Raw genomic sequence first — 25,824 nt, 5'->3', positions numbered from 1 at the left:
ATCATAGCAACTATCTGTTCAAAAGTAAAATACGAACAGACGCCTCCCGAACAACCGTGTATACGGGATGGAGGCGTCTTTTTGCTGCCCTTCAAATAGCCAGGTCCAGCGAAATCGTACAGGTGGTGCCTTTTCCTTTTTCGCTTTTGACTTCTATCGTACCTTGCATTTTCCGAATAATGCTAAAAGAAACCATGGTCCCAAGCCCGGTTCCTTTTTCTTTCGTCGAATAATAAGGGGTTCCCAGACGGTCGACCTGCTCTTTTGTCATCCCCGTTCCGGTGTCGATAATGGAGATGACGGCATGCCGCTTCATTTTTTGCAAATGAATCGTTAATTGTCCGCCGCTCGGCATCGCTTCAATGCTGTTTTTTCCGATATTCAAGAAAGCTTGGCGCAGTTTGGTTTTATCCCCGTGAACGAGCAGCTGTCCATCCGGCGATTGCGTCAGTATGCGTACGTTTTGAAAATTGGCAAAAGAGGCAAGAACGTTCGTGATGTAGTCGATCTCGCTTTTCAAATCGATAAGTTCGACGTTGTCCGACTCCGGTTTGGCAAAAGTCAAATAATCTGAAATAATTTGCTGGGCCCGATCCAGCTCATCCAGACAAATTTTTTGATAATACTGCCTGCTTTCGTTGCTGATTTTTTCGCTCCCCATCAATTGAATGAAGCCCCTGACCGAAGTAAGCGGATTCCTGACTTCATGGGCGACGGAAGCGGCCATTTCGCTGGCGACTTTGAATTTCTCATTATTCGTAATTTCATCGCGCTGGCGCACATTTTTTTTGAAAATTTCCAGCATGTAGACGTAAAGCCCTGCAACGAAACATTGCAGCAAAATGGTTCTATAACCGCCCGGAGCCACGTAATCCGCCCACGCCTGATTATTTTGTATCAAATACAAATAAACGGTTTGAGCCAGCATTCTAATGATGAAGTAGACAACGACTGAGGAAATGATTTTCTTCAACAACGAGAACGTTTGGAAATTTTTGATATACAATAACATCACGCAAAACGCGGGGATGAGTGCAAGAATGTACTCGATTTGATGAGGGCTCCCCATGAAGAACCGGCAAACAATCAAGGTGACAAATAGCAGCAGGGAGACGTAAGCGCCTCCATATAAAGAGCCTATGATAAGCGGAATACCGCGGAAATCGAAGGTGAATTTTTGGATCATAACAGGAAAAAACATTGTTGCAACCAGTGCGGCGCCAAAAATAATATAAACGGCAACCCGGTTATACAAATGCGTACGTTCGGCTTTGAAGACATGGACATATAACGCTATCGGGAGGAAAACGAGGAATACATTCAATAATAGGTCTTTGTAGTAGTTAAGCATACATCCTCCTGGTCTCGATCCCCATTATAATAAGTCAGTTGCCATACTGAGGGAGTTTGGATACATCAATCGAGACCTGCTTGGATTCTTCCATAAGCACTAGCTTCATCTTCTCCCAAGATGCATGAATGGCAGGAGCAGGAGGCGTAGGCGCATCTTCAAAATGCGCTCTAATAGTGTCAATCAGCAGTCGCTCAAATTGCTTTTCATCCATCCCATACACACCCTGAAATTCCGTTTTATTCTACTATTATATGGAAAAATTGTGCTTGTTTTCATCGTAAATATTTTGCGCGATTGTGCAAATGATGTTGCGTGATTGTGCAAATCGGATGAAATAAGATTGATCAAAACAAGCGGGTTTAAATTGCATTTTTTAATGATATATGTGTTGTTTTGCAATCAATATTGTGAGGGATGTGTGTTTTTTGTGGAAATCTGTTAGATTATGGGTTAATATGGAACTTGTATTGAATCCAATGTACTATATTTGTAGTTTCAAATACCTAAATGACCAAATGAAATTGAAAAGGCAAACCTGTTCGAAAGACAGGGACGCAAAGCCACGGGCCTACTTCTGCGGGGATATGTCGTAAGGCATCCCTCAAGGAAACGGCAGCCGGGTCACCGAAACCAGTTGGTTTTTTTGTTTTGGGAAAAAGTACTTTTTTACTATGGAGGCATAAAAATGAAAGTTCAATTAGTTACAACAATAGCGGTTATCGTGCTGCTCGGAAGTTCAATTCACGATGTCAAAGCCGATACAACCGCCGCCGCACCGGCAACAAAGTCAACGAATATTGCCGGCACGGTTTCTGCGGGCAGCTTCAGCGATACGAAAGGGCACTGGGCGGAGGCGACCATCGCCGGTGCGGTTCAAAAAGGGTACGTGGACGGCTATCAGGATCATACCTTCAAACCGGACGAACAAGTAACGCGGGCAGAATTTATCAAAATGGCGGATTCCGCGCTTCATATTTCAGTTTCGGGTGCCACCACCGGCAGGCGGCTGCCTGGGGAGAGCGTCCCGCTGGACAACCAATGGCAGATGGAAGGATTCAGCAATACGACGATGGATAAGTACGGCAACACGTTCACGCTAATGGACGGCGACGTGGCGTTCTATCACGGGGATTTATCCAGTTACGATGATTTTGGTGCAAGGGTAACGCATTAAAAGAACATGCGATCCACTAACAACGAAAGGGGGAACCTAGGTGCAAATACGTGTTGACACATCGACGCTGCGAGCCACGGCGAGCGAGCTTTATGCGACGATCGGGACACTGGAGCGCATCCAAAGCCAGCTTCGCGGCGCGATGAACGGACTCGCAATGTCCAGCCGCCAGCGGTCCGATGTGGACAGCGGCTACCAATCGATTGACCGGATGCTGCAGGAACTGCGCTACGAACTGCAGCAAATCCAGGACTTCGCCACGAAAAAAGCGAACCAATTCGATGAGGCGGACGGGAAAGGCGCGGGTATTTTCAGCGGAAGTTGGAAAGCATGGGTAAAGGATGTCCTGACCGGGCGAAGTTTCCTACCTCAAGTCAAAAACGCAGCGGCAGTAAAAACCATGAGTACAACGTGGACGGGACGAAGCGGAGCGAGGTTACTCGATTTTCTCGAAAATGGTCTGAGCACGATAGAGACAGGAATTGGGTGGCTGGACAACAAAGTCAGGCAAGGGGAAGAGTGGATCTATGCGGCACTGGATGCAAGCACTTATAATGGACAAGGAAGAGATATCATCCAGAAGCTGCTCGAAGGAAGCAAGATGGATAATCGCTACATCACAAGCGTACTGGACGCCGTAGACCAACGCATTCAACTGGAAGAGCATTTTAAAACCGGAGTAGCCAAAGGAGTTATAGGGACACTATCTGGTGTGGTATCATTAGTTCTGAAGGGCAATGCGTTTAGCTCGGCAGTACGAAGTACACAATACGCCTTGAAGACGATCCGCAGTGAGAAACCGCTGTATACACTGCAAGAAGATGCCAAGAATGGGATTGCGAACGTGAAGCAACTGCCGGGACAAGTAACGAAAGCAGTCGTGAGTACGATAAAGGAATTTGAAAAAGCGAGTCCGAACCGGAAAGCGGAAATGCTGGGCTATGGCATCGAGAAAACGGCAGAAGTCTTTGTACCGTTAGGAGCCGTTGTACGAAGTGTGAAGGGAGCGGAGGAACTGAGTGTCCTCACGTCGAGTGCAAGCAAGGCAACTGCTGCGGTGGAGGCGGAGAGCCCAATTTTTCCGTTGATGAAGCAAGCTGAGGGGACGCGTTATGCTAAACCAACCGATCTGTTTAAGGAAGACACTTTTGCACCAAATGGGCAAAGAATTGCACCTAAGAATTTGTATAGAGAAATGAATAGGTCAAATGTAGGAAAAGAAACACTAGACTTAATAAAACAGAATAATATAAAAATCAATTTGGATTATGGCGAAGTCCCTTTGGATGAATTTGGAAATCAAATCATGGGACTAGCAAATGTTAATACAAACACTGTGAGAATATATGTAAAAGGGACAGAGTCTGTTACTAGGACTACCCAAACAATTATCCATGAAGTTACGCATAACTCATTAAAAAACCCTATTTATACTCAGCGTGAAGAGATTATTGCTTTTATGAGAGAAGCTAAGCATATAAAAGAAAATCTTTCGTTTAGTGAGATTCGTGCTATCCTCAATGAAGTGAAACATCTTTATCCTAATTTACCGTATCGTTGAATTTAAGGAGGAAAATATGAATAACAAAGATGCAGATATTGATAGAAAGGTTTTGAATGGAGAGAAAGTTCCTTGTCCTAATTGTGGGCAAATTCTAATTTATCAAAGAGCAGAAAACGGTATGCATCCTAGTATTGTATGTCCGACCGGAGATTATCATGTTCGTTTAAATATTTCTAAAAGTGATATATTAGATAGGTTAGGTTTAACAAAGCGAAAAAAAGGTAACAAGTAGGAAGAGTGTTTAAATTTTACAACCGATAAAGCCACAATGCGAGTTATGTAATACCCGTATAATGATTTCTCCATTTTGTATGAACGCACACCAACGCTTGAAGTTTATATCTTGAATAACGCTAAGTTCATGAGGAGAATTTTATATGGATATTAAAGTTAACTCAGCTAATCATAACAGAGAAGAGAAAGCGGACTATATCGATAAAGTCGCTGAAGATTACGTGAGATATGGTAGTACATCGCTTCCATGTCCACGTTGTGGAGGTAAACTTCTTTTTGAGGACTATGGGTCAGCGCATATTATTAGATGTGAAACGGAGAATTGCATAAAGGTTACTTTCCGAGGATTGTAACGGGAGAAGATAGGAGGTTGGAAATTGACATTAAAGGTCTGTTAGGCGACACTGATCATGAATTGCTCATAAAATCCGTGACAGGACAGCCTGTGGCTCATTCTCTACATTAATCGCAGTTTACAAACCTAACAGCACCAAATGTGAAAAAATCACAAAAACTTGATAAACTTTTAAAGGCTTATTCCAACTTGAACCAAAAGTGTGGAATAAGCCTTTTTTGCCCCCATATTAGCGATTTGATTGCCTAGGTACAGTCAGGATATAAAGTGATTAGAGAAGGGAGCGAATCGGGATTATCAGAAAATATGAAAATAAAAGTAATTATTCCGGCTTATTGTTTTGTTCTATGTAAAGATTAGCACTAAAAAAGATTGTATCATTAGCAGAGGCACTAATATACAATCCTTCTTTAATTTGGTAAAATAATACAAGGTCGATTGCTACCACTGTGCATAGGGTTCCTTTTGCTCTTTTCCCTTCACGTTGGCAGAACGATGAAACACATTAATGGCCGCACTCGATTCAACTTTGGACAATGTTTGAGAGATCGTTAATTTATCCCCCTCTTTTGTACTTTCTTTCATTTTTTTAACGGTCTGATGTAGATCAGGAGATATCTGGATGATAGACATTTGTAGATTCACCTCCTTTTATGTCGAAAATGTACTTCAGCTTTACTATAGCAAATAAAGACTACGAGAGGGAGACTTTCATGGGAAAAAAGTTGTTACGTTGGGGCCTACTTATTCTTGCTGCTTCCTTAATATGGTGTCTGTCCATTACATTTCGTTTTCCTTTTATCGGAATTTACTTAGAGAAGAGTCAAAATACGGAGTGGGTAATCAAGGAACTTGACAAGGAGGGAGTCGGCGTACAACTTGATTTGCAAGTTGGAGACCGAATCTTGCAGGTCGATGGGCAAACTCCTGACGAAATTTCTTTAATTCGAAAATGGAGAACCATTGAGCAGGCTCAGCATATCAAGATTTCTAGGAATGGTTACGAGCGCGACATCATCGTTGATAAAAAGAGCAGTATGACTTATAGTTTTACTCCGCTTTTCGGGGGAACTTTGAGCATGTTCATGTTTATATTGCTTTCTATGAAAATGCGCCATTCTCGTTCCGCTCGCTTGCTCTCATACGTTTTTTTATCTTACGGAATTATATGGATGAGCTTAGGAGCTTCGATCAGAGGTGACGCGTTAGGCAAGTTTTTGATTACCAATTCAATGACGGCTTCTCAAGTCATCTTCTTGCATTTCTTATTTGTATTTTTTAAGGAAAAGGGGAACCTATCCCTACCCGTAGGGCTATTGAAATATTTATATGCCATTGTAGTTGCAGAGAGTATCTCTAACGTATCTTATTTATTCCCTTCGTGGGCTTATGCGGCTTACTTATATAGATCGCCACTTGTATTATCATTTTTTTCAATCGTTTTTTTATTAAATCTTTCTATACTAATTTGGATTTACTTTAAGCATCGAAAAGAAAAATCATATTTATCGACGATTATTAAAACAGTATTGATTTGCATGTTTTTTTCTTTTATGCCGTTTATTTGTCTATCTGTTGTTCCGCAAATATTCATCGGATATGAAGGTACTCAAAATAGCTATACTAGTATGTTCATTCTATTTTTCCCGATCTCTTTCGCTTACCTCATTGCATCGGATCAACTGTACGATATTAGCCTTATCCTACGGCGTATCATATTCGTCATATTTTTGTCTATCATTCCCTGCGGTCTTTTTACAGGACTGTTCGCCCTTGTTTTTCCTCATGAGGCGGATGCGAAGCATGTACTTTTCATCTTCTTCGCTTCGGTTGGTCTTGTTGCAAGTGTGCTTTATTCGGCGGAGTATTTAACGACCAGGCTGGAGTCTTTTATATTTCCCAGAAAATATATTTTGCGGACTGCTTTGAGGAAAATGTCCCGCAGCTTGGAGATGATTTCAAGCTTTCGCGAGCTGAAAGATTTGATTCTCGTCGATATCGTTGAAACGCTGGAAGTCAAGGGCGGGGCCATCGTCTTTCAATATCAGGATACGATCGAAACGATACATGAAGGAGACATTCATCCGGCGGAGATCGAACAGCTTATTCGTTCGTCCTCTCTTGCGAACCATCCCTTGTACAAAACTATCGAGATCAATCGCCATGAAGAATATACGAGTTATTTGATCCTGACCCGGAAGAAGACGAATACGCTTCTCAGCGAGGAAGAGCTCCAATGGCTGCATATGATTACCACTTATCTGGCGGTCAGCCTGGAAAATATTCATTTGATGCGGAAGTTGACCAGCCGTTTGAAGCATTTGGCTGCACAACTGCCGAGCGAACAGGATGCTCAGGATATTCAATGGTTCCGCAAGCTGGTGTTCGAATTGCAAGAGGATGAGCGGAGCCGCATCGCTACCGACCTTCACGATACGACGATGCAGGATTTGTTTTTTCTCAAGCGGAGATTTGTATCATTGTTCAACAAATACTCGATGAATCCGGAGGATCGGGAGCAGCTGAACGATATAATTAATTTTATCGAATTGATCAACTCGAATTTGCGGCAAAATTGTTTTGAGCTGAATCCGTATATGCTCAGCGAGCTCGGACTTATCCAAACGGTTCAAAAATGGCTGGATAAAGAAGCTTCCTACAGCCCTTTCAAGATTGAGTTTATTACTGAAAACGCGGAGGCAATCGAATCGAAAGAGCTGACCACGAAGAGACACATTTTCAGAATTGTCCAGGAACTTCTTAATAACGCCAAAAAACACTCGCAATCCACTCAAGTCACATTTAATATGAGTATGAGGGAACCATCCTACTTTTATTTGATTTACGAAGATGACGGCGTCGGTTTTGAACATGAATCCAACGTTCCGAGGAACATCGGCGAGTCCGGAATCGGGATGAAGCAAATGAAGGGGCGCGTTCATTACCTGAACGGGCAATGGGAAATGAGTTCTTCCAAAGACAGCGGCGTGAGAATACAAATCATAATTCCAATGAAAGAGGTCTTATCCGCATGAGTGAGGGTGTCGAAACTGTAAAAGCGCTTGTGGTCGATGATCATCCTCTATTCGCGCAGGCTACGAAAAATTTGCTGGAAGAAATCGAAGGTATTGAAGTTATTGGCATAGCGGGCAGCGCAAAGCATTGCATGGAACTGCTTGGGGAGCTTCAACCCACTTTCATATTTCTCGATTACCGGCTTCCCGATCAAACCGGCACAGAAGTTGCCCAGCAAATTCAGAAGCTGTATCCGAACATTCATATTGTTATTTTTACCGGAATCGATACGAGCGATTTGTTGAACAATTTCATCGGTTTGAAAGTGAGCGGCATTTTGTCGAAGGAGTCCGGTGCGAGAACGATCAAAAATATGGTGAACTGCATTTTGGACAACCATACGATGCTGCCTATCTCTTTATTCCGGAACATGAGGCTGAGCGCGGAGAGAACCGGCGAAAGCGATCCGCTTACGAAAGAAGAAATTTTGATGATGAATATGCTTGTTAAGGGCCTGACCCACGAGCAAATTGCCGAGCAGATTCATATGAGCAGAAGAACGATCGATAATTATTTGAAAAAGGTTTACGGCAAACTGGGTGCGAAGTCCAAGATTGAAGCCGTCGAGAAGTTCGTTCAGAGAAAAGAATTCACGTAGTCATCAAGGGGGGGCGCAAGAGTTGAACCGCGAAGTGATGCTGCATATGTTAAGTATTGTAGATGAGTACGTCACGACCGAAGATTTGAATGAGCTGTTGAAAGCGTTTATTCGGGATAAAGAGCAGGAACAGAGCCGATGGTCGGACATTACGCGCGTTACGCATTTTATGTTGGGAGGGAATTCGCCGAATATCGACCGGATTGCCGCGGCAACCGAGATGATGATGCTTTCTTTGGATATTATCGATGATCTGCAGGATCAGGATAACGATAAAAAGCCGTGGATGAAATGTCCGCAGGCGTATACGTTAAATGCGATTTTGGCGCTTTTTGCCGGGTTTATAGGGGAACTGGGATCGCTCATCGGCAAAGAGCAGCAGGAAAGGGTCTGCACGGAGGCAAGCAAGCTTTTGTTCAGAGCGATCAACGGCCAGCAAAAAGATTTGAATCAATCCGTCCGAACCGTGGACGACTACCTGATGATGGTGCAGGAGAAATCGGGTTCTCTCTTTAGGCTTGCCTGCTGCATGGGATACTCCTCCGTACCCTGCCCGCCGGATACCGCCGCGCAACTAAACGATTTGGCGGATTGCATCGGTCTTCTTCATCAAATCCAAAATGATGTGAAAGATTTTACCCGGTATGATTTGAAAAATGACCTATTTTCCAAAAAACGCACGCTGCCCATCCTGTATTTGCTCTCCGTGGAAGACGATACTTTTGACGGGTTGAAGCATTATTACGAAGATAAAATGACGATGGACGAGCTTTTGCAGCATAAGCAGCAGCTTTTAACCTACATAGACAATTCCGGGTGCAAGGAGTATGCGGAAGTCGTGCAAACGGTTTGCGTACAAAAGGCCAACGAAATTTTCGGAAACATTTCGGCGTTATCGCCCTGGAAAGAAAAGTTTAAGGAAATCACCTACGGCGATTTTGAATATGAGGCGTAAAAAGGGAGGATGATTGCATCATGTCAACGGCGGGAGAAGTGATTGAAAACAGGTTAAAAGAGTTGGGAATCGTGCTTCCCGAGGCGAGTGCGCCTGCAGCGAAATACGCCAATTTCGTTATCGTGAACGGACTGCTTTTTGTTTCGGGAAAAGGGCCGGCCGGAAGCCCCAAAGGGAAGCTAGGTCAGGATTATACGACGGAAGAAGGGTATCAGATTGCGCGGCAGACCGGACTTGAGGTGCTCGCTGTATTGAAGGCCGGGCTTGGCACGCTGGATAAAGTAAAAAGAGCGGTGAAAGTGCAGGGCTTTGTGAACGCCGTCCCGCAGTTCGAAGAACATCACAAAGTGCTGAACGGATTTTCCGATCTCTTGTTCGAGGTTTTTCAGGAGAAGGGTGCTCATGCCCGTTCCGTTTTGGGCGCAAATTCGTTAAGAGACAACCTTCCGATTGTCGTCGATTCGATTTTTGAAGTCGAAGATGTCTCACTTTAAATGGACCTTGTCTCAAATGCCCGTTCGATGAGATAATGAACATACAATTGTAAAGGAGCGGATCTCATGAGTGAACAATTGCTGCAACAAATTCTCGATAAGTTAGACCAAACGAATCAACGAATCGAACAAATCGACCGGCGGCTTGATAAAGTCGACCAACGGCTTGATAAAGTCGACCAACGGCTCGATAAAGTTGACCAACGGCTCGACAAAGTTGATCAACGGCTCGATCACCTTGAATCTAGCGTCACCTCGATCAAAGAAACGATGGCAACGAAACAGGATGTAGAGCTGTTGCCTGCCATTCAGCAAGCAGTATCGGAGGTAAATAAAGAAGTCGTAGCAACAAGCGAGAGTGTTCAACGAATAGAAGTAACTTTAACTGGACATGAGGCTACATTGGATTTGCTTGCAAGACGTTCCATCGATCAGGAAGCTGCGTTGAGACGGATTAAATAACGATTGCGGGGCGGTCCCGCACAAGTAGGCGAACTTGTGGGGAATGCCGCTTTTCTGGACGCGCGCCTCTACCGGCTGTAGGTCGTGGAACTGCACAGCTGGGCAGGAGACAGCTCAGTAGGGAGAAAACCTGCGAAAGTACAGGTTTTTTCTGCGGAATTAGCTTGTTTTGGCGAAAAACCTGCAAAAGTGCAGGAATTTTCGCTGAAAGTGAATCTAAGTCCATGTATTCGATGAAAAGCCTGCACAATTGCAGGAATTTTTCGTGGACAGGGATCAAGGGCGCAAATTCATGTATTTTTGCAGGTTTTTTCCGTGGAAATAGGCCGGTCGACCGACCGCCGTCATGCAGCGCAACACCGCGCGCTGGGAGCTGCGCAGATTGTGGCTATCGACTCTGACAAGTAGGTTTTTCGATAGCCTGGCTTTTGGGCTTTTGCAGGTCTTTCTGCACGCGGCGCGGTCAGAAAGAGCAAGAACCTTGTCAGGCAAGCCCCATCGGCAAGGCAGCTGTCTCCTCCTCTCGGTGAGGAGAAAGCCGAAACAAGCCGGCTTTTTCAAATGTAGCCGGTCCACTCGATGTGGACATGTTCCTCGTCGTCGTCATCTTCGGCAGCGGCATTCACGGCTTCAGTGACTTCTTCAACCTCCGCTGCTTGCACGGGTTCATCGTGTGCCAAAGGAATCCCTCCTGTCTGTATGGAAACTATATATGTTTTACCCAATTTGCAAAAGCTTATACGGTTGGTTGACTTTCAATTGTTATGTAACTATAATTGTTACATGCAAGCCGTGAAATGAATGGGGTGAACAGTGATGGCGATTAACAGCAAGTTGGCGGTGGCCGTACACATACTCGTGCTACTTCAGATTGACAAAGGCGCGCGCATAACATCGGAGTATATCGCCGGCAGTGTGAACACGAACCCTGTCGTCATCAGACGCATCATCGGCATGTTGAGCAAGGCGAAGCTTGTGCATACGACTCCGGGAGTCGCCGGAGCGAAGCTGATGCGTCCGATCGGAGAGATCACGCTGCTTGACATTTATCATGCCGTGCAAGCGGAAGATCAGGACGCCTTGTTTACGATTCACGAGCAGCCGAATCCGGATTGCCTCGTCGGGCGCAACATTCAAGGTGCGCTTGAGCTCAGCTTTAATCAGGCCCAGCAAGCGCTGGAAAACGAGCTGGCAAGCGTAACGCTGGAGCAGGTCGTCTCTAATGTGCTACAGCAAGGACCAACATAAAATGATAAACTCAAGGGTTTTTCATTTTTTTTGCCAATACATGTAACTGAAAAAGTTACAAAACAAAACGGAGGGATCAGTATGACTTTAAAAATTCAAGTTTACTCTGACTATGTATGCCCTTTTTGCTTTTTGGGAAAAGTTCCTTTAGAGCAAGCGGTTGAAGGCAAGGATGTAGAGCTGGAATGGATGCCTTTCGAGCTGAGGCCGGAGCCTGCGCCTCCGATTGATCCGATTAACGATGCCCCGAAACGGGCTTCATGGGATTCTTATATCAAGCCCGCTGCCGCGAAGCTGGGTCTCGAGATGAGGCTGCCGAACTTGTCGCCGCATCCGTACACGGGCCTCGCTTTCGAAGGTTTCCAATTCGCCAAGGAGCAGGGCAAAGGAACGGCCTATAACGACCGCGTATTCCGGGCGTTTTTTCAGGAAGAGCAAAACATCGGCGACATCGGCGTATTGACGCGTCTTGCCGCAGAAATCGGCCTTGATTCGGCGGCGTTCAAGCAAGCGCTTGAAGAGCGCCGATATCGGGAGGCGCAGCAGCAATCTTTGCAGCACGCGTACCACGAAGCGGGCATCCAGGCGGTGCCGACGATCAAGATCGGCAGCCAGGTGATTCAAGGCATGGCGTCCAAGGAAACGATAGAGCGCATCATTCAGCAAGAGCTGCAACAAGCGCAGGTTCAGCCTGGGGATTCGGGTTTGGCCTGCGGTATCGATGACAACAACTGCTGATTAGACGTCGCCCGAGCGGGGGGTGACCGCTGCCATGCTCTGGCGACGCAAGGCGCGCCCGGGATTCGCGAGCGCTGTTAATAGAAACAACGGGGAGGAAACGAACATGAAAATAGCATTGATCGGAGCGACCGGAACGATTGGACAGCGGATTTTAAAAGAGGCGCTTGACCGCGGCCATCAAGTGACGGCCATCGTAAGAACTTCCGCGAAAGTCACGGTCAGTCATCCGAACCTGACTGTTGTGACGGGAGATATTTTCAAAGCGGACAGCCTGGCTTCCCTTGTAAAAGGCCACGACATTCTCGTCAGCGCCTACGGGCCGGCCGGAGACCCGGGCGCTTTGGCCGATCTGACCCGCACGTTGATCGAAGCCGTGAAAATTTCCGGCCTCGACAGGCTGCTGGCGGTCGGGGGAGCAGGCAGCCTGGAGGTGGCTCCAGGCGTGCAGATCGTCGATACGCCCGGATTCCCGGAGGCGTGGAAGCCTATCGCGTTGGCGCATCGCAACGCGCTTGGCATTTTGCGCGAGTCCGATATCAATTGGACATCGTTCTCACCGGCCGGGATGATCGAGCCGGGCGAGCGGACAGGCAAGTTCCGCCTGGGCACCGAGCAGCTGGTCACCGATGAGAACGGCAACAGCAAAATTTCGGCGGAGGATTACGCGATGGCCCTGCTGGACGAAGCCGAGAATCCGCAGCATGTCCGCGCCCGTTTCACAGCCGCATATTGATTCTTTACAAGGAACCTGACGGGTCGCTTGCGCCTGTCAGGTTCTTTGGCATGCCCGGGAATCGATGCATCCCACGGGCCTTTTTTTGTAGTATCATAAGAGGGAGATCATGGTACAATAAACCAAATAAGTTACATAGGCGGTAAGAGATGAAAAGTATTTGGAACATTTATGTTACGGACTGGAAAAATATTTTCAAAGTACCTACAGGGATTTTTCTTATGGTTGCCCTCATATTGATTCCTTCCATTTACGATTGGGTCAACGTTATTTCCGTGTGGGATCCTTACGCGCATACCGGCGGAATCAAAATTGCCGTCACAAGCAAGGATGAAGGGGCTTCCGTCAACGGCAAAACGGTCAACATCGGCAGCGATGTGATAGAAAGCCTGAAGGCCAATACGAAGCTCGGCTGGACTTTCGTCGATGCGGACGAGGCCCGGCGCGGCGTTGAGCGGGGGGATTACTATGCGAGCTTGCTGATCCCCGCCGATTTCTCGCGGAAAATTACAGGCATTGCGGAAGGAAACGTGCAAAAGCCGGAAGTGGAATATACGGTCAACGAAAAAATGAATGCGGTCGCACCCAAAATTACGAATTCGGGAGTTTCCGCCGTGACGGCTCAGATCAACGAAAATTTTGTGAAAACGGTAAGCGAGACGGCGCTCAAAAAGTTGAACGAAGCCGGCGTCCAGCTGGAGGAACAGCTTCCGACCATCCGCAAGGTGGAACAAGGCGTGCTGACCCTCGAGCAGAGCCTGCCTGAGATCGACAGTATGGGCCAAAAGGTGCTCGAGGTCGAACAAAAGCTGCCGGACATTCACGACAAAGCTCAAAAAATCGTCAGCCTCGAGCAAAAGATTCCGCAGATCCGCGAAGCGGGGGATGCGATCCTCAAGATCGACGAGCGCTGGCCGCAAATCAATGAAGCGGCCCAGCAGGTGGTCGTCCTCCAGCAGAAGCTGCCGGAAATTCAGAAGGTGGCGGACCGCATTGCCGAGCTGGCGCGAAATTTCGATCAAGTGGAGAACGCGCTGAACACGGCGATGGACAAGGCGCAGAAAGCCGAAGAGATCGTTGCCGCCGCGCAGGAGGCTCTGCCCCAAATTGAGCGGATCGCCACGGAAGGCGGAGCTTTTGCGGACAGCCTGCAGGACTTTTTGGCGAAAAACGATGCCGCCCTCCAGACGCTCCCCGCTGTCGTGAAGCAAAATTTGCTGCTGCTGCAGCAAACGGCGCAGAACGCGGCTGAAGTAACAGGGCTTTTGATGGACGCCAATATCGATCCGCAAAAAGCGCTGAATGCGCTGGCTTTTGTGAAAGACCGTCTGACGGCAGGCGTCGAGGTGCTGAATAGAACTACGGATTTGCTGAGCAGGTTGAATACGTATGTACAGAGTCCTGTTTTGACCGATATGATCGATCGCCTGGGCACTCTGAAATCCAAAATGAACCGGCAAATTCAGACGATCACTGCCATTACGGCGGCTATAGAACGCGGGGAGAAGCCGGCGAAAGAGCTGGTGGAGAGCTTGAATACGTTGTCCAAAGAGGCGGACGGCATTTTGGGCGATATATTGTCCCGATACGATACGGAGATCGTCCCGAAGATGAAACAAGCTTTCGGGCAGGTGCAGGCTGTGGCGAAGGCGTCCGCGGACGTACTTCAGACGGCCAAAGCGCGGCTTCCGAATATAAAGGAAATTTTGAACGATGCGCAGGCGGGAATCCAATTCGGCATCGCCCAGCTCAGCGCGCTGCAAAAAGATATGCCGCAAATTCGCGCCAGGGTGCAGGACGCGTCGGCAAGCATGCAGGACAAGATGGACGAGTTCACCAAAGCTGTGAATGCGGCGGTTCCTTTTGTGCAGAACGATTTGCCGAAAGTCGGGGAGAAGCTTCATCAAGCGGCCGATTTTGTCCGCAATGATTTGCCTGCAGCGGAGGAGCAGCTGCACCGGCTTTCGGATTTCGTGCAAAACAAGCTTCCGGAAGTGGAGGACGGGGTTCATCGGGCGGCGGATTTTGTCCGAAGCGATCTCCCCGCTTTGGAAGATGCCGTGCACAAGGCTGCGGATAAGATCAGGCAGGTGCAGGGTGAGAACAATTTCGCGGATTTGGCGAAGCTGCTGCGCGGCGATATTGCCGAGGAGAGCGATTTTTTGGCGAAGCCGGTGCAAATCAGCGAGAATCGGTTATATCCCATTCCGAACTACGGCTCCGCCATGTCGCCTTTTTACGCGGTCTTATCGCTATGGGTCGGCTCTACGCTGCTGATTTCGCTGCTGCGGGTCGATCTGGACAACCCCGGGGGCAGATACAAAGGGTATCAGATGTATTTTGGCAGGCTGCTGACGTTTCTTACCCTGGGCTTTTTTCAGGCGCTTATTTTGACGCTGGGGGATATTTGGATTCTTGGCACTTATGTCGCCGATAAAATCTGGTTCGTACTTTTCGCCGTACTGGTCAGCAAAGTATTCGTTACGATTACCTACACGCTGCTGTCGGTTTTCGGAAATACGGGGAAAGGTATTGCGATCATTTTCATGGTGTTCCAGTTTTCCAGTTCAGGGGGCACGTTCCCGATCAGTACGGCAACGCCGTTTTTTCAAGCGCTGAATCCTTTCATGCCGTTCACTTATGCGATCAGTTTGCTGCGGGAAGCGGTCGGGGGCATTTGGCCGGAGACAGCTATCAAGGACGCGCTGGGCCTCTGCGTTTTTATTGCGCTCAGCTACTTGGCGGCGCTTGCTCTCAAGAAGCCGTTAAGCGGCTTTACGAAACGGTCGGCCGAAAATGCGCGGCGCACCAAAATCATCTCCTAGAACCGCCGTCCGCCGACGGATACTATGAAAACAATGAAAAAACCGATATGATAGAACAAATATACGTTTTCGGAGGCTTTCATGAAAGCAGATCTTTCCCCCGGCTCCTTGCCTTTATTCGAGGCGCTGGCCAGTTCCGTCCGGCTTAATATTATGCATCTTCTCGCCCAAAAGGATATGAATATCAAAGAGCTCGCCGAGGCTTTGGGCCTCAGCAGCGCGATCATGACCATGCACGTCAAAAAGCTGGAAAAAGCGAAGCTGATCAAGACGGCGATCGTTCCGGGACGCGGCGGCCAGCAAAAGCTGTGTTCGATGAATCCGGACATGAGCAGCATCGAAATTTTGCTCCCGCAAAGAGACAAGCCGCTTATTCGCGAGCATACTCATATTGAAATTCCGATCGGGCACTACACGGATATTGAAGTCAATCCTACTTGCGGTCTAGCGACAACGGAGAAAGTGATCGGCAGCTTTGACGATTCGCGCAGCTTTTTATCCCCGGAGCGGGTGAATGCCAAAATTTTATGGATCGGCTGCGGTTATGTCGAATACAAAATTCCGAATTACCTGCTCGCCAGCGAAAACCCGATAGAGCTGGAAATTTCGCTCGAGATGGCTTCGGAAGCGCCCAGCGTCAACAACGACTGGCCTTCCGACATCACCTTTTTTTTGAACGGCCGTTTTCTTGGGCAGTGGACTTCTCCGGGAGATTTCGGCGGTTCGCAGCGGGGCAGGTACACACCGGACTGGTGGAGTTCGGGGCTTAACCAATTCGGTTTGCTGAAAATGTTCACGATCAACAAGGACGGTACCTTCCTTGACGGGCAGCGCATGTCCGACGTGACGCTTGATGATATCGACATTCGCCAAAAGCAGTGGACGCTGCGGATCGCCGTCCTGCCTGACGCCAAAAATCCGGGCGGGCTCACCCTGTTCGGCACCGGCTTCGGCAACTACAACCAGGATATTGTCGTCAAGCTGTACAAGGAAACGAAGCCGTACTGAATCAAGTTTGCCGATTCATCGTTTTTTCATATTGTCGAACCCGCAGCTATCATGTAAGATTCAGATAGGTAATTTTTCCTAAATGATAGAATGGGGGAGACGAATCGTGTCATTTTTCAAAAAGATGCTGGCCAAGGTCGGAATCGGCAACATTGATATAGACGCCCAGTTTCATACGGAGCAGTTTATTCCCGGAGGGTATGTCGACGGAGTCGTCGTTGCCACGGGAGGGAACGTGGAGCAGACCGTCAGAAAGCTCTATTTTCGGCTTATGACTGAGTATTACAAACCTGTCGAAAGAGACGCAAACCGCGACGGGCGCACCGAAATTCATTATGAAAAGCAAACCGTCGAGATTGCGAATTTCGTTTTGGGCGAAAGCCTTGTTTTCCGGCCGGGCGAAACGAAAGAAATTCCTTTCAGCCTTGTACTGCCGCATCATACTCCTATTTCCATCGGTGAGTTCCCGATTTGGATTCGAACCGGGCTTGATATCGACAATGCGGTCGATCCGACGGACCGGGATGACGTTGAAATATTGGCGCATCCGTACACGTCGATTTTGTTCAAAGCGCTCGAACTGCTTGGATTCCAGATGAGCAAAGCGGAAAACGAGTATTACCCGCAGCACAGTTACGCCCTGCCGTTTATCCAAAAGTTCGAATTCGAACCGACCCTGCGCAGCCAGTACAAAAACACAATAGACGAACTGGAAATCGTGGCATATCCGAATGAAGGCGGGATTGAAATCATTTTGGAGCTGGACCGCAAAGCCCGCGGATTCAACGGATTTTTGGCCGAAATGCTCGATATGGACGAAACCGTCGGCAGATTCTCGTTCAGCAGCGAAGAATTGGATGAGGGGCCGTCATTTATCGCCGAGCAGCTTAGCAGTATTTTCAACGATTTGGTGTAAAAATAGCAAAACCGCCTCATGCCATGAATTTGGTCTGAGGCGGTTGCTGTTTATAAGCTCATTTTGGCAAGATGCGCTTGGAGGCGGTCCAAGTTCTGCTCATTTCCCGGTTCGGCATACGACTTGACCTGTTCAAATACAGCGGCATTCTCAAAGAGCTGGCGAAAAGTAACCCGGGTTTTGCCGCCCAAATCTTCAAAAGTGGCCGTCACTTGGAACTGGGGATTCGAGATATGCCGGAGTACGATTCGCTCAGGTTCGGTGATCTCGCCGAAGACGATCTTGTTCGGATAATTAGCCCCGTTAGGGCCATGCATCGTAAACTGCCAGCTGCCCCCCGGCTTCAGATCAAATTCGTGAAACGTATTCGTAAAGCCGACCGGCCCCCACCACTGCGCCAGATCGTCGGCGTTTGTCCACGCCTTAAATACGAGTTCGCGCGGCGCATCCATTATGCGCGCAGCCACCAGTTCATTTTCGCCAGCGCCGCTCGGGTCCGGGCTTGGGCTTCTTGTCGGTTTGTTGTCTGTCATATCGGTTCCTCCCATTCTTTCGCTCATACTAACGTTCCTCGATTAATCGGTTTCATCCGCCGAATCGGCCAGGAAGTCCCCGAGATTGTCGAGGTTGCGCTCCCAGCTCATCCTGTGCTCGATTGTACCGGTAACTTCAGTATAAAACATGACGTAACGTAAGGTTCAAGACTTTATTATGAAAATATTGCCGGGGAAATTAAAAAACCTTGGTTCATTACTATTCCTTCGGCATCTTGCTTTGATCCATATACAACACATTCCACCGATGGCCGTCCAAATCGGCAAAACCGGCGCCGTACATCCAGCCTTGGCCGTGGGGCGCGCTATATACGGTGCCGCCTGCTTCGGCCGCTTTCCTCAGCAGCTCGTCTACTTCCTCTTTGCTGTCGGCATCGATGGAAAGCAGCACTTCCGTACCTTGCTTGGTGTCTGCAAGCTCGTTTCTCGTAAAGTTTTTGAAAGCCGCTTCCGGAAAAAGCATCACGATGACATTCTTGTCTCCGATGAGCAAGCCGGCGGCTTCGTCGCTATTGTTGTGCCGCGGATGAAATGCAAAGCCAAGTTTGGTGAAAAACTCTCTTGACTTCTTGATGTCCTTCACAGGAAGATTTAACCAAAACTCTTTCACCATAGCAATCTCTCCCTTGCAGTAGTAGTATAGACGTCTTTAATTGTACTATAGCATGAAAAATGACCCGGAGTTTCTTTTGGATTGCTTTTTTGCCAATCCATTGCATATTGCGGGGGATTGCGGCAGGATAATGTAATTGTTTCAACGAATATCAATGAAACAACTTTTGAAGGGATTTTATATTGGGAAACAGGAGCGAACCTGAGTGATTGTACAGAGCATTACATTATTGTGGGGGAAAAAGACTAGAGGCGCACCTTATTCTACTCTAAGAAATCATTATAATAAATCATTCTCTATTCCAGAATCAATGATAAATTATAAATCTGATTCAAAAATACCATTTCATCGAATTGGTTTAATTCAAAACGAACAAGGTATTTTGATCAAAAATAATAAAGTAGAATTTGTTGAATCTAACTTATGTGATTGGAAGATAGGGTGTGTTGAAATACAAAGAAATGAAGATCGTCTTCTTATTTATTTTAAATATACCGATTATTGCGGAAAACCGATAAGATACGACTCAAGATATAATTACTTGTCGGAAATGGCTTTTGAACTTAAGAAAAACGAATATGGGAGAATTATTTATAATGGAAGATTGGTTCACCATGATGCAGGGGAATGGATATATCAGCTAAACATATTGAACGTATATAATTCAAATTGTAATAATAAAGAGATATTAGTTGATAAGAAACCATTGAAAGAATATAAGCAGTTGGAGATTCTATTCTGAACATGGCGTGATATGGCGACAATCCTTGGGTAAAGACTGGAAAGCCTGAAAGAGCATCGCTAGCAGCGATAAGGCAGGGGTTCAGTCCAAGCGCAAGGAGAGGTTCAATCCTCATTGACAACCGGCAATATAAAATAATAAAATTCGGCATTCGCCCCTTGTTTGCTCCGTACCCCAATACGACCGCCATGCAGAGATCCAATGCCGTTGTCTTTAATCGCAAGCTGAATCCATTCCGCCCGAGCTGGTCGCACAATCTGCCTGGTTGCACGAAGAAAACCTGCAAAAATGCAGTTTTTGCTCGATGGATACGTCGGCTACGGAAAATTCCTGCAATTGTGCAGGCTTTTCGCCGCTAACAGGGGTTCAGGTTCGTTTTCTCCGAAAATTCCTGCACAATCGCAGGCTTTTCGCCAAAATGGACCTTTTTTACTGGAAAAGCCTGCACTTTTGCAGTTTTTTTCTAGTAGACCTTTTCATTCTGTGGAGTGGCGATCGTGATGTGATATGAGTTTATTGGTCTTTCCTGCATTTCTAATCCCCTGGCGGGCGAGTTTTTTAACAGTCATTTCCCTGAAAGAGGGTGTGCGGTGGGATTATGCCTAATTACCGATACCAGCATATCCCGGGAATTGATATACTTATGGAGCAGGTGGACGAGATGATCACCGTCAAACAGTGCACCAGCGTTGCCAGCCAGTACGGGCGAAAGCGGGTAATCACCAGATCAGGATCTATAAAGGATAACGGGAGGACTTTTGATGAATACCCAAATTGCCGGGGGCGTATGGCCTACGATGCTGACTCCGTTCACGGAGTCGGATGAAGTCGATTATAAGGCGCTGGGCCGCTTGGTAGAGTGGTATTTGGACAACCAGGCAGATGGCTTGTTCGCCGTATGCCAGTCAAGCGAAATGTTTTATCTGAGCCTGGAAGAAAGAGTGAAGATCGCTGCTTTTGTCAAGCAAAAAGCGGCGGGGCGCGTGCCGGTTGTCGCCTCCGGTCATATCTCCGCCGCGTTCGAGGACCAGGTGGCGGAGCTGAACGCCATGGCGGAGACGGGAATCGACGCCCTGGTGCTGGTGACGAACCGGCTTGCCGCGCAGCATGAATCGGACGAAGTGCTGAAGAGCAATTTGACCAGGCTGCTGGAGCACATTCCCGGGGAGGTTAAGCTCGGGTTGTACGAGTGTCCGTCACCGTACAAGCGGAACTTGCCTCCCGCTCTGCTTGAATGGTGCGCCGGGACAGGCCGGTTTTACTTCCTGAAAGACACCTGCTGCGACGCGGAACTGATCCGGGCGAAGCGGGAATCGACGGCCGGATCGGCCCTCCGTATTTTCAACGCCAACTCGGCCACTTTGCTGGAAACGTTAAATTCGGGCATCGCAGGGTACGTCGGCGTCATGGGCAATTTCCATCCCGATTTGTACGTATGGCTGATGCGCAGCTACGCTTCCCGTCCGGAGGAGGCCGAGGATCTGATCAGCTTCCTGACCATGGCTTCCTGGATCGAAAAACAGCTGTACCCGGTCAATGCCAAGTACTATCTTATGCTTGAGGGAATCTTGAGCAATTACCGCTGCAGATCGAAAGACGATACGCAATTCTCGGCCACGGATCGCCTTGAGGTCGTGCAGATGCACCGGATTACCGGGGCCTATTCGCAAAAATACGCTATTTAGCAAAGGGGATTAAAACAATGATTGTAAACGACATTCATTCATTGGAGCAGGAGCGGCACTTGCTGCCGGCTGCCGTACAGAGAGGGCTCGACTACGTTCTTAAGCAGGAACTGGCCAACTCGGCCCCCGGCAAATACGAGCTTGAAGGAGATTTGATGTTCGCTTTGGTCCAAGAGGTCGTCACGCGGCCGTTCGCGGAGCAAAAGCCGGAATCTCATGCGGTCTACACGGACATTCAACTGCTGGTCAGCGGCGAGGAGCGACTGGGTGTCAGCAGAAAAGATTCCGGCTCCAAGCCGATCGACGACCAGTTTGAAGCACGCGACATCGCATTTTACGATAAGGCGCAGAGTCCGCGGGAGTCGGAGATCGTCCTGCAGCCGGGCATGTTCGCGGTCTTTTTCCCAAGCGATATTCACCGCCCCTGCTGCTCGTTAAGCGTCGACGGACCGATCAAAAAAGTCGTCGTCAAAATCCATCGGCAGCTGCTGGAGTAGTTCCGACTTGCCGCAGGATGGATGGCGATAGTCCGGCCTCGCGTGTATGACGCAGGTTGCAGACAATATAGCGGCACTCTTGCCATAAGCGTTCTCCTGCTGCCTGATGGGCGGCCGGGGGGACGCTTTTTGGCTTTGTGTGCGGAGTCGATTGGCGGCCGTATCTCATTTTTGACATGAAAAAAGAATCAATATCTGGATATTCCTGTATGCTATAATGGAAGTATATGGCGGTGATATCCATGCTTCTTTTCGTCATCAACAAAATCAACAACATTCGGCTCAAAAATAAACTGATCCTCGCCTTTATCGGGGTCGTCGTCATTCCGGTTATCATTGTAGGCGGTTTCTTAACGAGCCAATTCAGACAGACGGTTCTCAATGACGCTATCGGCCAAACTTCCAATAATGTGGAAAAAATTAACAACCATGCGCTGGACGTGCTGAGGGTACCGATCGAAATTTCCAACAAGCTGATGATTGATCCGCGGCTGGAGCGGGTCGTCAATACGGAGTATACGTCGATTTATGAAGTTGTAAGCGCTTATAAAGAATTTCAGGATTTCACCGATTTTATCAAGCTTTATAAGGAAATATTCAATGTCCGGTTTTATACGACCAATCCGACCATACTGAACAATTGGAATTTCATCCAGCCTTCGGAAGCAATCCTCCAATCTTTCTGGTATCAGGAAGCGAAGTACAAAAAAAACGATAAAATCAGATGGTATGCCGTGGAGGACGAAACGAAGAACAACAAGAGGTATTTAAGTCTCGTAAAAAGAATTTATTTTTCCAACTATCGTTCGAGCGGTGTGCTGGTGATCAGCGTCAATCCCGACGAACTGAATTCCATCGTGAGTCAGGAGCAGTTCGATACGATGATTTTTGACGATAGAGGCAGCATTGTAGCGGCCAAAAACACCGAATGGGTCGGACATAACGTGAGCGATCTCGATTTTGCCAAAGATTTTTTGAACAAACCGGCCGGCACGTATGAAACGCTGTTTCAGGGACAGGATTCGAGAATTGTCATTCGCGATTTAATCCCGCAGCTGAGCGCCAGCGGACTACGCATCGTCTCCGTGTTCACCGTCAAGAGCATCGTCGGCAGAGCGAATCAAATCAGCAATATGGGTTTGACGATTATTTTGGTCAGCCTGGCGATCGCTTTCGTGCTGATTTATTTTTCCGCCCGGATCTTGACGTCCAGATTGCTCCAGCTGAACAAGCAGATCAACAAAGTCGCGCTTGGGCATCTGCATGTGTCTTCGGAAATTGACGGGAACGATGAAATCGGCATGCTGTCCCGGCAGTTCAATAACATGGTCAGGAGCATTCGGGAACTGATGGACGAAGTCCACGAGTCGAACCGGATCAACAACCAGTTGGAGCTGCGGCAAAAAGAAATCAAGCTGAAAATGATGGCGAGCCAGATCAACCCGCACTTTTTGTTCAACGCCCTGGAATCGATCCGCATGAAGGCGCATATGAAAGGAGAAACGGAAATATCCGGCATCGTCCGAACGCTGGGCAAGCTGATGCGCAAAAAAATCGAAATCAGGGGCAGCACGATCCCGCTCAAGGATGAAGTCGAAATGGTGCGGTGCTACCTGGACATTCAGGCGTTCCGTTTTGAGGATCGTATGAATTATGAGATTCATGTGGATCCGGCAGCGAGCGGGATCGGAATCACGCCCCTGATCGTGCAGCCCCTTGTCGAAAATGCCGTTATCCATGGCCTTGAGCGTGTCGAGAGAGAAGGCGTCGTCAAAGTGAACGCGTCTTTGGAAGGCGACCGCCTGCATATCGAAGTCTCCGATAACGGAGCCGGAATCAGCCGACACAAGCTGCTGGAGATCGAGCGTTCTTTGGGCGACATGGAGGATAGCGAGGAGCATCGGATCGGGATGCGCAACGTGCACCAGAGGCTTGTCCTCTTATATGGGGATAGCTGCGGGCTGAACATTCAAACGGAGGAAGGTGCGGGAACGCGTATCTTTTTTTCAATACCTGTCCAGAGGTGAACAAGCCATGTATAAAGTATTGATTGTGGACGATGAACCCGCCATTCGCGGGGGATTGCAAACGCTGATCGACTGGGAACGCTGCGGTTTTCAAGTTGTCGGCGACGCGATGAACGGCAGGGAGGCTTTGGTTCAATACGCGAAGCTGGCGCCGGATTTGATGATCATAGACATTCGCATGCCGGTCATGGACGGGCTGCAGGTGATCGAGGAAATTCGCAAAACCGATTCCGAATGCCGTTTTCTGATCTTGAGCGGCTACGCCGATTTTGAATACGCCAAGCGGGCGATTGTCGGCCAAGTCGACGGCTACGTGCTGAAGCCGGTCGACGAAGAAGAGGTTATGGCGGCGCTGGTGCGAATCCGCCTGCAGTTGAACAAGCAGAGAGAGCTGAGCGAGCTCCTGCAGGCCGACCGCCCGGGAAATCGGCGCGAGGAATGGATTCGCGCGATGCTGCTGGGCGATGAGAGCGCCGGCGATGACGCCGGGCCGAGCGAGAGCTGGGGCGCCGGCGGAGGAGCGAGGCCGGGCGCGGGCCGGGGCGCCGGCGAGGGCGCGAGGTCCGGCGAGGGCTGGGGCGCCGGCGGAGGAGCGAGGCCGGGCGAGGGCCGGAGCGCCAGCGAAGGCGTGGGGCCGGGCACCGGCGGGAGCCATGCGGCCCGGATGAGCCGCCCGCCTTCGGAGAACGAGCGGCTCATCGCTTCGCCGACCGGCGCTTATCAGGTGCTGCTGCTGCAGCTTCCGCAGAAGCTTGGGGCGGATTCACGCGCTCATGCTTCCGTGAGACGGGCGCTGTCCGCCCTTTTTGAAGAGCAGGGGCGAGGCTTTGTTTTTCATGCCAACGCTTATCACGGCGTCCTGCTCTTTGATCCGGCTGCGGACGAACGAAAAAGGCTCAGCTTATACGAAGAGCTCCGAAGCGGCTTGAAAGAAATTCCGTTCTATGCGGCGATAGGAGACCCGGTTAAGCAGGTCGTGCACATCCGCGCGTCCTTTCAGGCGGCGGCGCAGCTGCTGAAGCAGCATTTCCTGTTCGGAAATGAGCTGATCGACCAGAGCCGTGCCGGCGAGACTGCCCGGACTGCGGAAAGCCTCGACCTCCAAGCGCTCGGAGAAAAGCTGTACTACGCCATCGACATGGGCAAAAAAGACTGCCTGGACCAGTGGATCCAAAGGGCGGGCGCCGAAATCGCCGCATTTGACTGCAGCGAGCACAGCATCAAGACCAACTATGTGCAGCTGATTTCCATCGTCTTGAACAAGCTGGCAGGACTGCATGACAAGACGTACACAAACGTCTGGGAATTCATGCCCCTGATCGCCGACATCTACGAGCAGCCGAATCTTGAAGCTTTGATGAAGCGGGTCAAGCAGCAGCTGCTGGAATTGACGGTCCGGATCAACTCATCGGGCAACGAGCCCGTCCTGAAGCAAATCATCGACTTCGTCGAACGGCATTACTACGAAAACTTGAAGCTCGACACCTTGGCCGAGCTATTTAATTACACCAGCGGCTACCTCGGTAAAATTTTCAAAAACTACACCGGCGCCCACTTCCACACCTACCTCGATCAAGTCCGCATCCAAAAAGCGATCGAACTGCTCGGCGAAGGACTCAAAGTCCACCAAGTCGCCCTGCGCGTCGGCTACGCCAACGCCGATTATTTCCACAGCAAATTTAAAAAATACGTCGGCGAATCGCCGTCATCATACAAAGGGAAAGGGGGGAAGTGACGGATAAATTACTCAAAAGGCGCCAATTTTCGGGCGTCTTTTTTGTTTTTTTTAAATATTCGACAAATGTTCTTATAATTCGACAAAATTAGCTAAAGTAGCATATGAGAAAATAGAGTAATCTAGAATTTGTGCGAAACTGCTTCTAATGTTGGGTGGCGAATATTGAGAGGCTATTTAGTAGCGAAGGGAGAGATACTATGTGTACGAACCACAACGTTTCACGAATTTATTA

Annotated in this window: 25 protein-coding genes and 1 riboswitch; of the genes, 19 read left to right on the top strand and 6 right to left on the bottom strand. The window is 48.5% G+C overall.

Going from position 1 to position 25,824, the window contains the following annotated elements:
- Nucleotides 1–91 precede the first annotated feature (91 nt).
- Nucleotides 92–1,351 carry an ATP-binding protein gene (locus AC3G2T_RS12375; RefSeq protein ID WP_488435640.1) on the bottom strand — a complete coding sequence of 420 codons (1,260 nt, stop codon included), beginning with the start codon at nucleotides 1,349–1,351 and terminating at the stop codon, nucleotides 92–94.
- Nucleotides 1,352–1,385: 34 nt separating this feature from the next.
- Nucleotides 1,386–1,565 carry a hypothetical protein gene (locus AC3G2T_RS12370; RefSeq protein ID WP_474682985.1) on the bottom strand — a complete coding sequence of 60 codons (180 nt, stop codon included), beginning with the start codon at nucleotides 1,563–1,565 and terminating at the stop codon, nucleotides 1,386–1,388.
- A 307-nt stretch (nucleotides 1,566–1,872) separates the two neighbouring features.
- A riboswitch (cyclic di-GMP riboswitch) is annotated at nucleotides 1,873–1,983 on the top strand.
- A gap of 56 nt (nucleotides 1,984–2,039) precedes the next feature.
- Here AC3G2T_RS12370 and AC3G2T_RS12365 point away from each other — a divergent pair.
- From AC3G2T_RS12365 to AC3G2T_RS12355, 3 genes are read left to right on the top strand one after another with little or no spacing between them, the layout of a single operon-like run.
- On the top strand, nucleotides 2,040–2,528 hold the full coding sequence (locus tag AC3G2T_RS12365) for an S-layer homology domain-containing protein (RefSeq protein WP_488435639.1): 489 nt from the start codon (nucleotides 2,040–2,042) through the stop codon (nucleotides 2,526–2,528).
- 40 nt (nucleotides 2,529–2,568) lie between these two features.
- A complete protein-coding gene (locus AC3G2T_RS12360) occupies nucleotides 2,569–4,089 on the top strand; it encodes a WXG100 family type VII secretion target (RefSeq protein ID WP_488435638.1) in 1,521 nt (506 codons plus the stop codon).
- Between the two features lie 16 nt (nucleotides 4,090–4,105).
- Nucleotides 4,106–4,324, top strand: coding sequence for a hypothetical protein (locus AC3G2T_RS12355; protein WP_488435637.1), 219 nt, complete (start codon nucleotides 4,106–4,108; stop codon nucleotides 4,322–4,324).
- Nucleotides 4,325–5,122: 798 nt separating this feature from the next.
- Here AC3G2T_RS12355 and AC3G2T_RS12350 read toward each other — a convergent pair.
- Complete coding sequence (locus AC3G2T_RS12350; RefSeq protein ID WP_488435636.1) at nucleotides 5,123–5,314, bottom strand: hypothetical protein; 192 nt, start codon at nucleotides 5,312–5,314, stop codon at nucleotides 5,123–5,125.
- A gap of 1,319 nt (nucleotides 5,315–6,633) precedes the next feature.
- Here AC3G2T_RS12350 and AC3G2T_RS12345 point away from each other — a divergent pair.
- The 5 genes from AC3G2T_RS12345 (at nucleotide 6,634) to AC3G2T_RS12325 (ending at nucleotide 10,265) form a co-directional block, all read left to right on the top strand.
- Nucleotides 6,634–7,716 carry a sensor histidine kinase gene (locus AC3G2T_RS12345; RefSeq protein ID WP_488435763.1) on the top strand — a complete coding sequence of 361 codons (1,083 nt, stop codon included), beginning with the start codon at nucleotides 6,634–6,636 and terminating at the stop codon, nucleotides 7,714–7,716.
- Nucleotides 7,713–8,354, top strand: coding sequence for a response regulator (locus tag AC3G2T_RS12340; protein WP_488435635.1), 642 nt, complete (start codon nucleotides 7,713–7,715; stop codon nucleotides 8,352–8,354). Before AC3G2T_RS12345 ends, AC3G2T_RS12340 begins: the two co-directional genes overlap by 4 nt.
- A 22-nt stretch (nucleotides 8,355–8,376) precedes the next feature.
- Nucleotides 8,377–9,309, top strand: coding sequence for a polyprenyl synthetase family protein (locus tag AC3G2T_RS12335; protein ID WP_488435634.1), 933 nt, complete (start codon nucleotides 8,377–8,379; stop codon nucleotides 9,307–9,309).
- A gap of 20 nt (nucleotides 9,310–9,329) precedes the next feature.
- Nucleotides 9,330–9,803: a RidA family protein gene (locus AC3G2T_RS12330; protein ID WP_488435633.1), complete on the top strand. Its 474-nt coding sequence runs from the start codon at nucleotides 9,330–9,332 to the stop codon at nucleotides 9,801–9,803.
- A gap of 66 nt (nucleotides 9,804–9,869) precedes the next feature.
- Nucleotides 9,870–10,265, top strand: coding sequence for a histidine kinase (locus AC3G2T_RS12325; protein ID WP_488435632.1), 396 nt, complete (start codon nucleotides 9,870–9,872; stop codon nucleotides 10,263–10,265).
- 557 nt (nucleotides 10,266–10,822) lie between these two features.
- On the opposite strand, the gene AC3G2T_RS12320 is transcribed toward AC3G2T_RS12325, so the two are convergent.
- Complete coding sequence (locus tag AC3G2T_RS12320; RefSeq protein WP_474683005.1) at nucleotides 10,823–10,945, bottom strand: hypothetical protein; 123 nt, start codon at nucleotides 10,943–10,945, stop codon at nucleotides 10,823–10,825.
- Nucleotides 10,946–11,081: 136 nt separating this feature from the next.
- On the opposite strand from AC3G2T_RS12320, the gene AC3G2T_RS12315 reads away from it, so the two are divergent.
- The 6 genes from AC3G2T_RS12315 to AC3G2T_RS12290 all read left to right on the top strand — a co-directional run bounded on the left by AC3G2T_RS12315 (nucleotide 11,082) and on the right by AC3G2T_RS12290 (nucleotide 17,736).
- On the top strand, nucleotides 11,082–11,513 hold the full coding sequence (locus AC3G2T_RS12315) for an Rrf2 family transcriptional regulator (RefSeq protein WP_474683006.1): 432 nt from the start codon (nucleotides 11,082–11,084) through the stop codon (nucleotides 11,511–11,513).
- An 81-nt stretch (nucleotides 11,514–11,594) separates the two neighbouring features.
- Entirely contained in the window at nucleotides 11,595–12,251 is a 657-nt protein-coding gene (locus AC3G2T_RS12310; protein ID WP_474683007.1) for a DsbA family oxidoreductase, read from the top strand.
- A 106-nt stretch (nucleotides 12,252–12,357) separates the two neighbouring features.
- Nucleotides 12,358–12,987: an NAD(P)-dependent oxidoreductase gene (locus AC3G2T_RS12305; protein ID WP_488435631.1), complete on the top strand. Its 630-nt coding sequence runs from the start codon at nucleotides 12,358–12,360 to the stop codon at nucleotides 12,985–12,987.
- A gap of 149 nt (nucleotides 12,988–13,136) precedes the next feature.
- Nucleotides 13,137–15,812: a YhgE/Pip family protein gene (locus AC3G2T_RS12300; RefSeq protein WP_488435630.1), complete on the top strand. Its 2,676-nt coding sequence runs from the start codon at nucleotides 13,137–13,139 to the stop codon at nucleotides 15,810–15,812.
- An 81-nt stretch (nucleotides 15,813–15,893) separates the two neighbouring features.
- Entirely contained in the window at nucleotides 15,894–16,820 is a 927-nt protein-coding gene (locus AC3G2T_RS12295; RefSeq protein ID WP_474683010.1) for an ArsR/SmtB family transcription factor, read from the top strand.
- 106 nt (nucleotides 16,821–16,926) lie between these two features.
- The gene (locus AC3G2T_RS12290; RefSeq protein WP_488435629.1) at nucleotides 16,927–17,736 is read left to right on the top strand and encodes a sporulation protein; all 810 of its coding nucleotides are present in this window, start codon (nucleotides 16,927–16,929) and stop codon (nucleotides 17,734–17,736) included.
- A 50-nt stretch (nucleotides 17,737–17,786) separates the two neighbouring features.
- On the opposite strand, the gene AC3G2T_RS12285 is transcribed toward AC3G2T_RS12290, so the two are convergent.
- Together AC3G2T_RS12285 and AC3G2T_RS12280 are read right to left on the bottom strand one after the other, a co-directional pair.
- Nucleotides 17,787–18,269 (bottom strand): SRPBCC family protein, encoded by a 483-nt coding sequence (locus AC3G2T_RS12285; RefSeq protein ID WP_488435628.1) that lies wholly within the window; start codon nucleotides 18,267–18,269, stop codon nucleotides 17,787–17,789.
- 220 nt (nucleotides 18,270–18,489) lie between these two features.
- A complete protein-coding gene (locus AC3G2T_RS12280) occupies nucleotides 18,490–18,903 on the bottom strand; it encodes a VOC family protein (protein ID WP_474683013.1) in 414 nt (137 codons plus the stop codon).
- A gap of 205 nt (nucleotides 18,904–19,108) precedes the next feature.
- Between AC3G2T_RS12280 and AC3G2T_RS12275 the strand changes: the two genes are divergently transcribed.
- The 5 genes from AC3G2T_RS12275 (at nucleotide 19,109) to AC3G2T_RS12255 (ending at nucleotide 25,589) form a co-directional block, all read left to right on the top strand.
- Entirely contained in the window at nucleotides 19,109–19,645 is a 537-nt protein-coding gene (locus AC3G2T_RS12275; protein ID WP_488435627.1) for a hypothetical protein, read from the top strand.
- A gap of 761 nt (nucleotides 19,646–20,406) precedes the next feature.
- Nucleotides 20,407–21,330: a dihydrodipicolinate synthase family protein gene (locus AC3G2T_RS12270; protein WP_474683015.1), complete on the top strand. Its 924-nt coding sequence runs from the start codon at nucleotides 20,407–20,409 to the stop codon at nucleotides 21,328–21,330.
- Nucleotides 21,331–21,347: 17 nt separating this feature from the next.
- Complete coding sequence (locus AC3G2T_RS12265; protein WP_474683016.1) at nucleotides 21,348–21,827, top strand: NanQ anomerase/TabA/YiaL family protein; 480 nt, start codon at nucleotides 21,348–21,350, stop codon at nucleotides 21,825–21,827.
- Between the two features lie 242 nt (nucleotides 21,828–22,069).
- Nucleotides 22,070–23,854, top strand: coding sequence for a sensor histidine kinase (locus tag AC3G2T_RS12260; RefSeq protein WP_488435762.1), 1,785 nt, complete (start codon nucleotides 22,070–22,072; stop codon nucleotides 23,852–23,854).
- Between the two features lie 7 nt (nucleotides 23,855–23,861).
- The gene (locus tag AC3G2T_RS12255) at nucleotides 23,862–25,589 is read left to right on the top strand and encodes a response regulator (protein ID WP_488435626.1); all 1,728 of its coding nucleotides are present in this window, start codon (nucleotides 23,862–23,864) and stop codon (nucleotides 25,587–25,589) included.
- The last annotated feature ends 235 nt before the right edge of the window (nucleotides 25,590–25,824 follow it).

This window comes from Paenibacillus sp. sgz302191, assembly GCF_057749925.1.
Note: the sequence above shows the minus strand (reverse complement) of the source record. Positions and strands in the feature narration are given on the sequence as shown.

Coding starts and splice junctions, on each gene's coding strand:
- AC3G2T_RS12325 (WP_488435632.1), top strand. CDS start 9,870: ATGAGTGAACAATTGCTGCAACAAATTCTCGATAAGTTAGACCAAACG.
- AC3G2T_RS12310 (WP_474683007.1), top strand. CDS start 11,595: ATGACTTTAAAAATTCAAGTTTACTCTGACTATGTATGCCCTTTTTGC.
- AC3G2T_RS12280 (WP_474683013.1), bottom strand. CDS start 18,903: ATGGTGAAAGAGTTTTGGTTAAATCTTCCTGTGAAGGACATCAAGAAG.
- AC3G2T_RS12370 (WP_474682985.1), bottom strand. CDS start 1,565: ATGGATGAAAAGCAATTTGAGCGACTGCTGATTGACACTATTAGAGCG.
- AC3G2T_RS12295 (WP_474683010.1), top strand. CDS start 15,894: ATGAAAGCAGATCTTTCCCCCGGCTCCTTGCCTTTATTCGAGGCGCTG.
- AC3G2T_RS12265 (WP_474683016.1), top strand. CDS start 21,348: ATGATTGTAAACGACATTCATTCATTGGAGCAGGAGCGGCACTTGCTG.
- AC3G2T_RS12260 (WP_488435762.1), top strand. CDS start 22,070: ATGCTTCTTTTCGTCATCAACAAAATCAACAACATTCGGCTCAAAAAT.
- AC3G2T_RS12255 (WP_488435626.1), top strand. CDS start 23,862: ATGTATAAAGTATTGATTGTGGACGATGAACCCGCCATTCGCGGGGGA.
- AC3G2T_RS12305 (WP_488435631.1), top strand. CDS start 12,358: ATGAAAATAGCATTGATCGGAGCGACCGGAACGATTGGACAGCGGATT.
- AC3G2T_RS12315 (WP_474683006.1), top strand. CDS start 11,082: ATGGCGATTAACAGCAAGTTGGCGGTGGCCGTACACATACTCGTGCTA.
- AC3G2T_RS12350 (WP_488435636.1), bottom strand. CDS start 5,314: ATGTCTATCATCCAGATATCTCCTGATCTACATCAGACCGTTAAAAAA.
- AC3G2T_RS12270 (WP_474683015.1), top strand. CDS start 20,407: ATGAATACCCAAATTGCCGGGGGCGTATGGCCTACGATGCTGACTCCG.
- AC3G2T_RS12330 (WP_488435633.1), top strand. CDS start 9,330: ATGTCAACGGCGGGAGAAGTGATTGAAAACAGGTTAAAAGAGTTGGGA.
- AC3G2T_RS12340 (WP_488435635.1), top strand. CDS start 7,713: ATGAGTGAGGGTGTCGAAACTGTAAAAGCGCTTGTGGTCGATGATCAT.
- AC3G2T_RS12285 (WP_488435628.1), bottom strand. CDS start 18,269: ATGACAGACAACAAACCGACAAGAAGCCCAAGCCCGGACCCGAGCGGC.
- AC3G2T_RS12375 (WP_488435640.1), bottom strand. CDS start 1,351: ATGCTTAACTACTACAAAGACCTATTATTGAATGTATTCCTCGTTTTC.
- AC3G2T_RS12355 (WP_488435637.1), top strand. CDS start 4,106: ATGAATAACAAAGATGCAGATATTGATAGAAAGGTTTTGAATGGAGAG.
- AC3G2T_RS12365 (WP_488435639.1), top strand. CDS start 2,040: ATGAAAGTTCAATTAGTTACAACAATAGCGGTTATCGTGCTGCTCGGA.
- AC3G2T_RS12300 (WP_488435630.1), top strand. CDS start 13,137: ATGAAAAGTATTTGGAACATTTATGTTACGGACTGGAAAAATATTTTC.
- AC3G2T_RS12345 (WP_488435763.1), top strand. CDS start 6,634: ATGATTTCAAGCTTTCGCGAGCTGAAAGATTTGATTCTCGTCGATATC.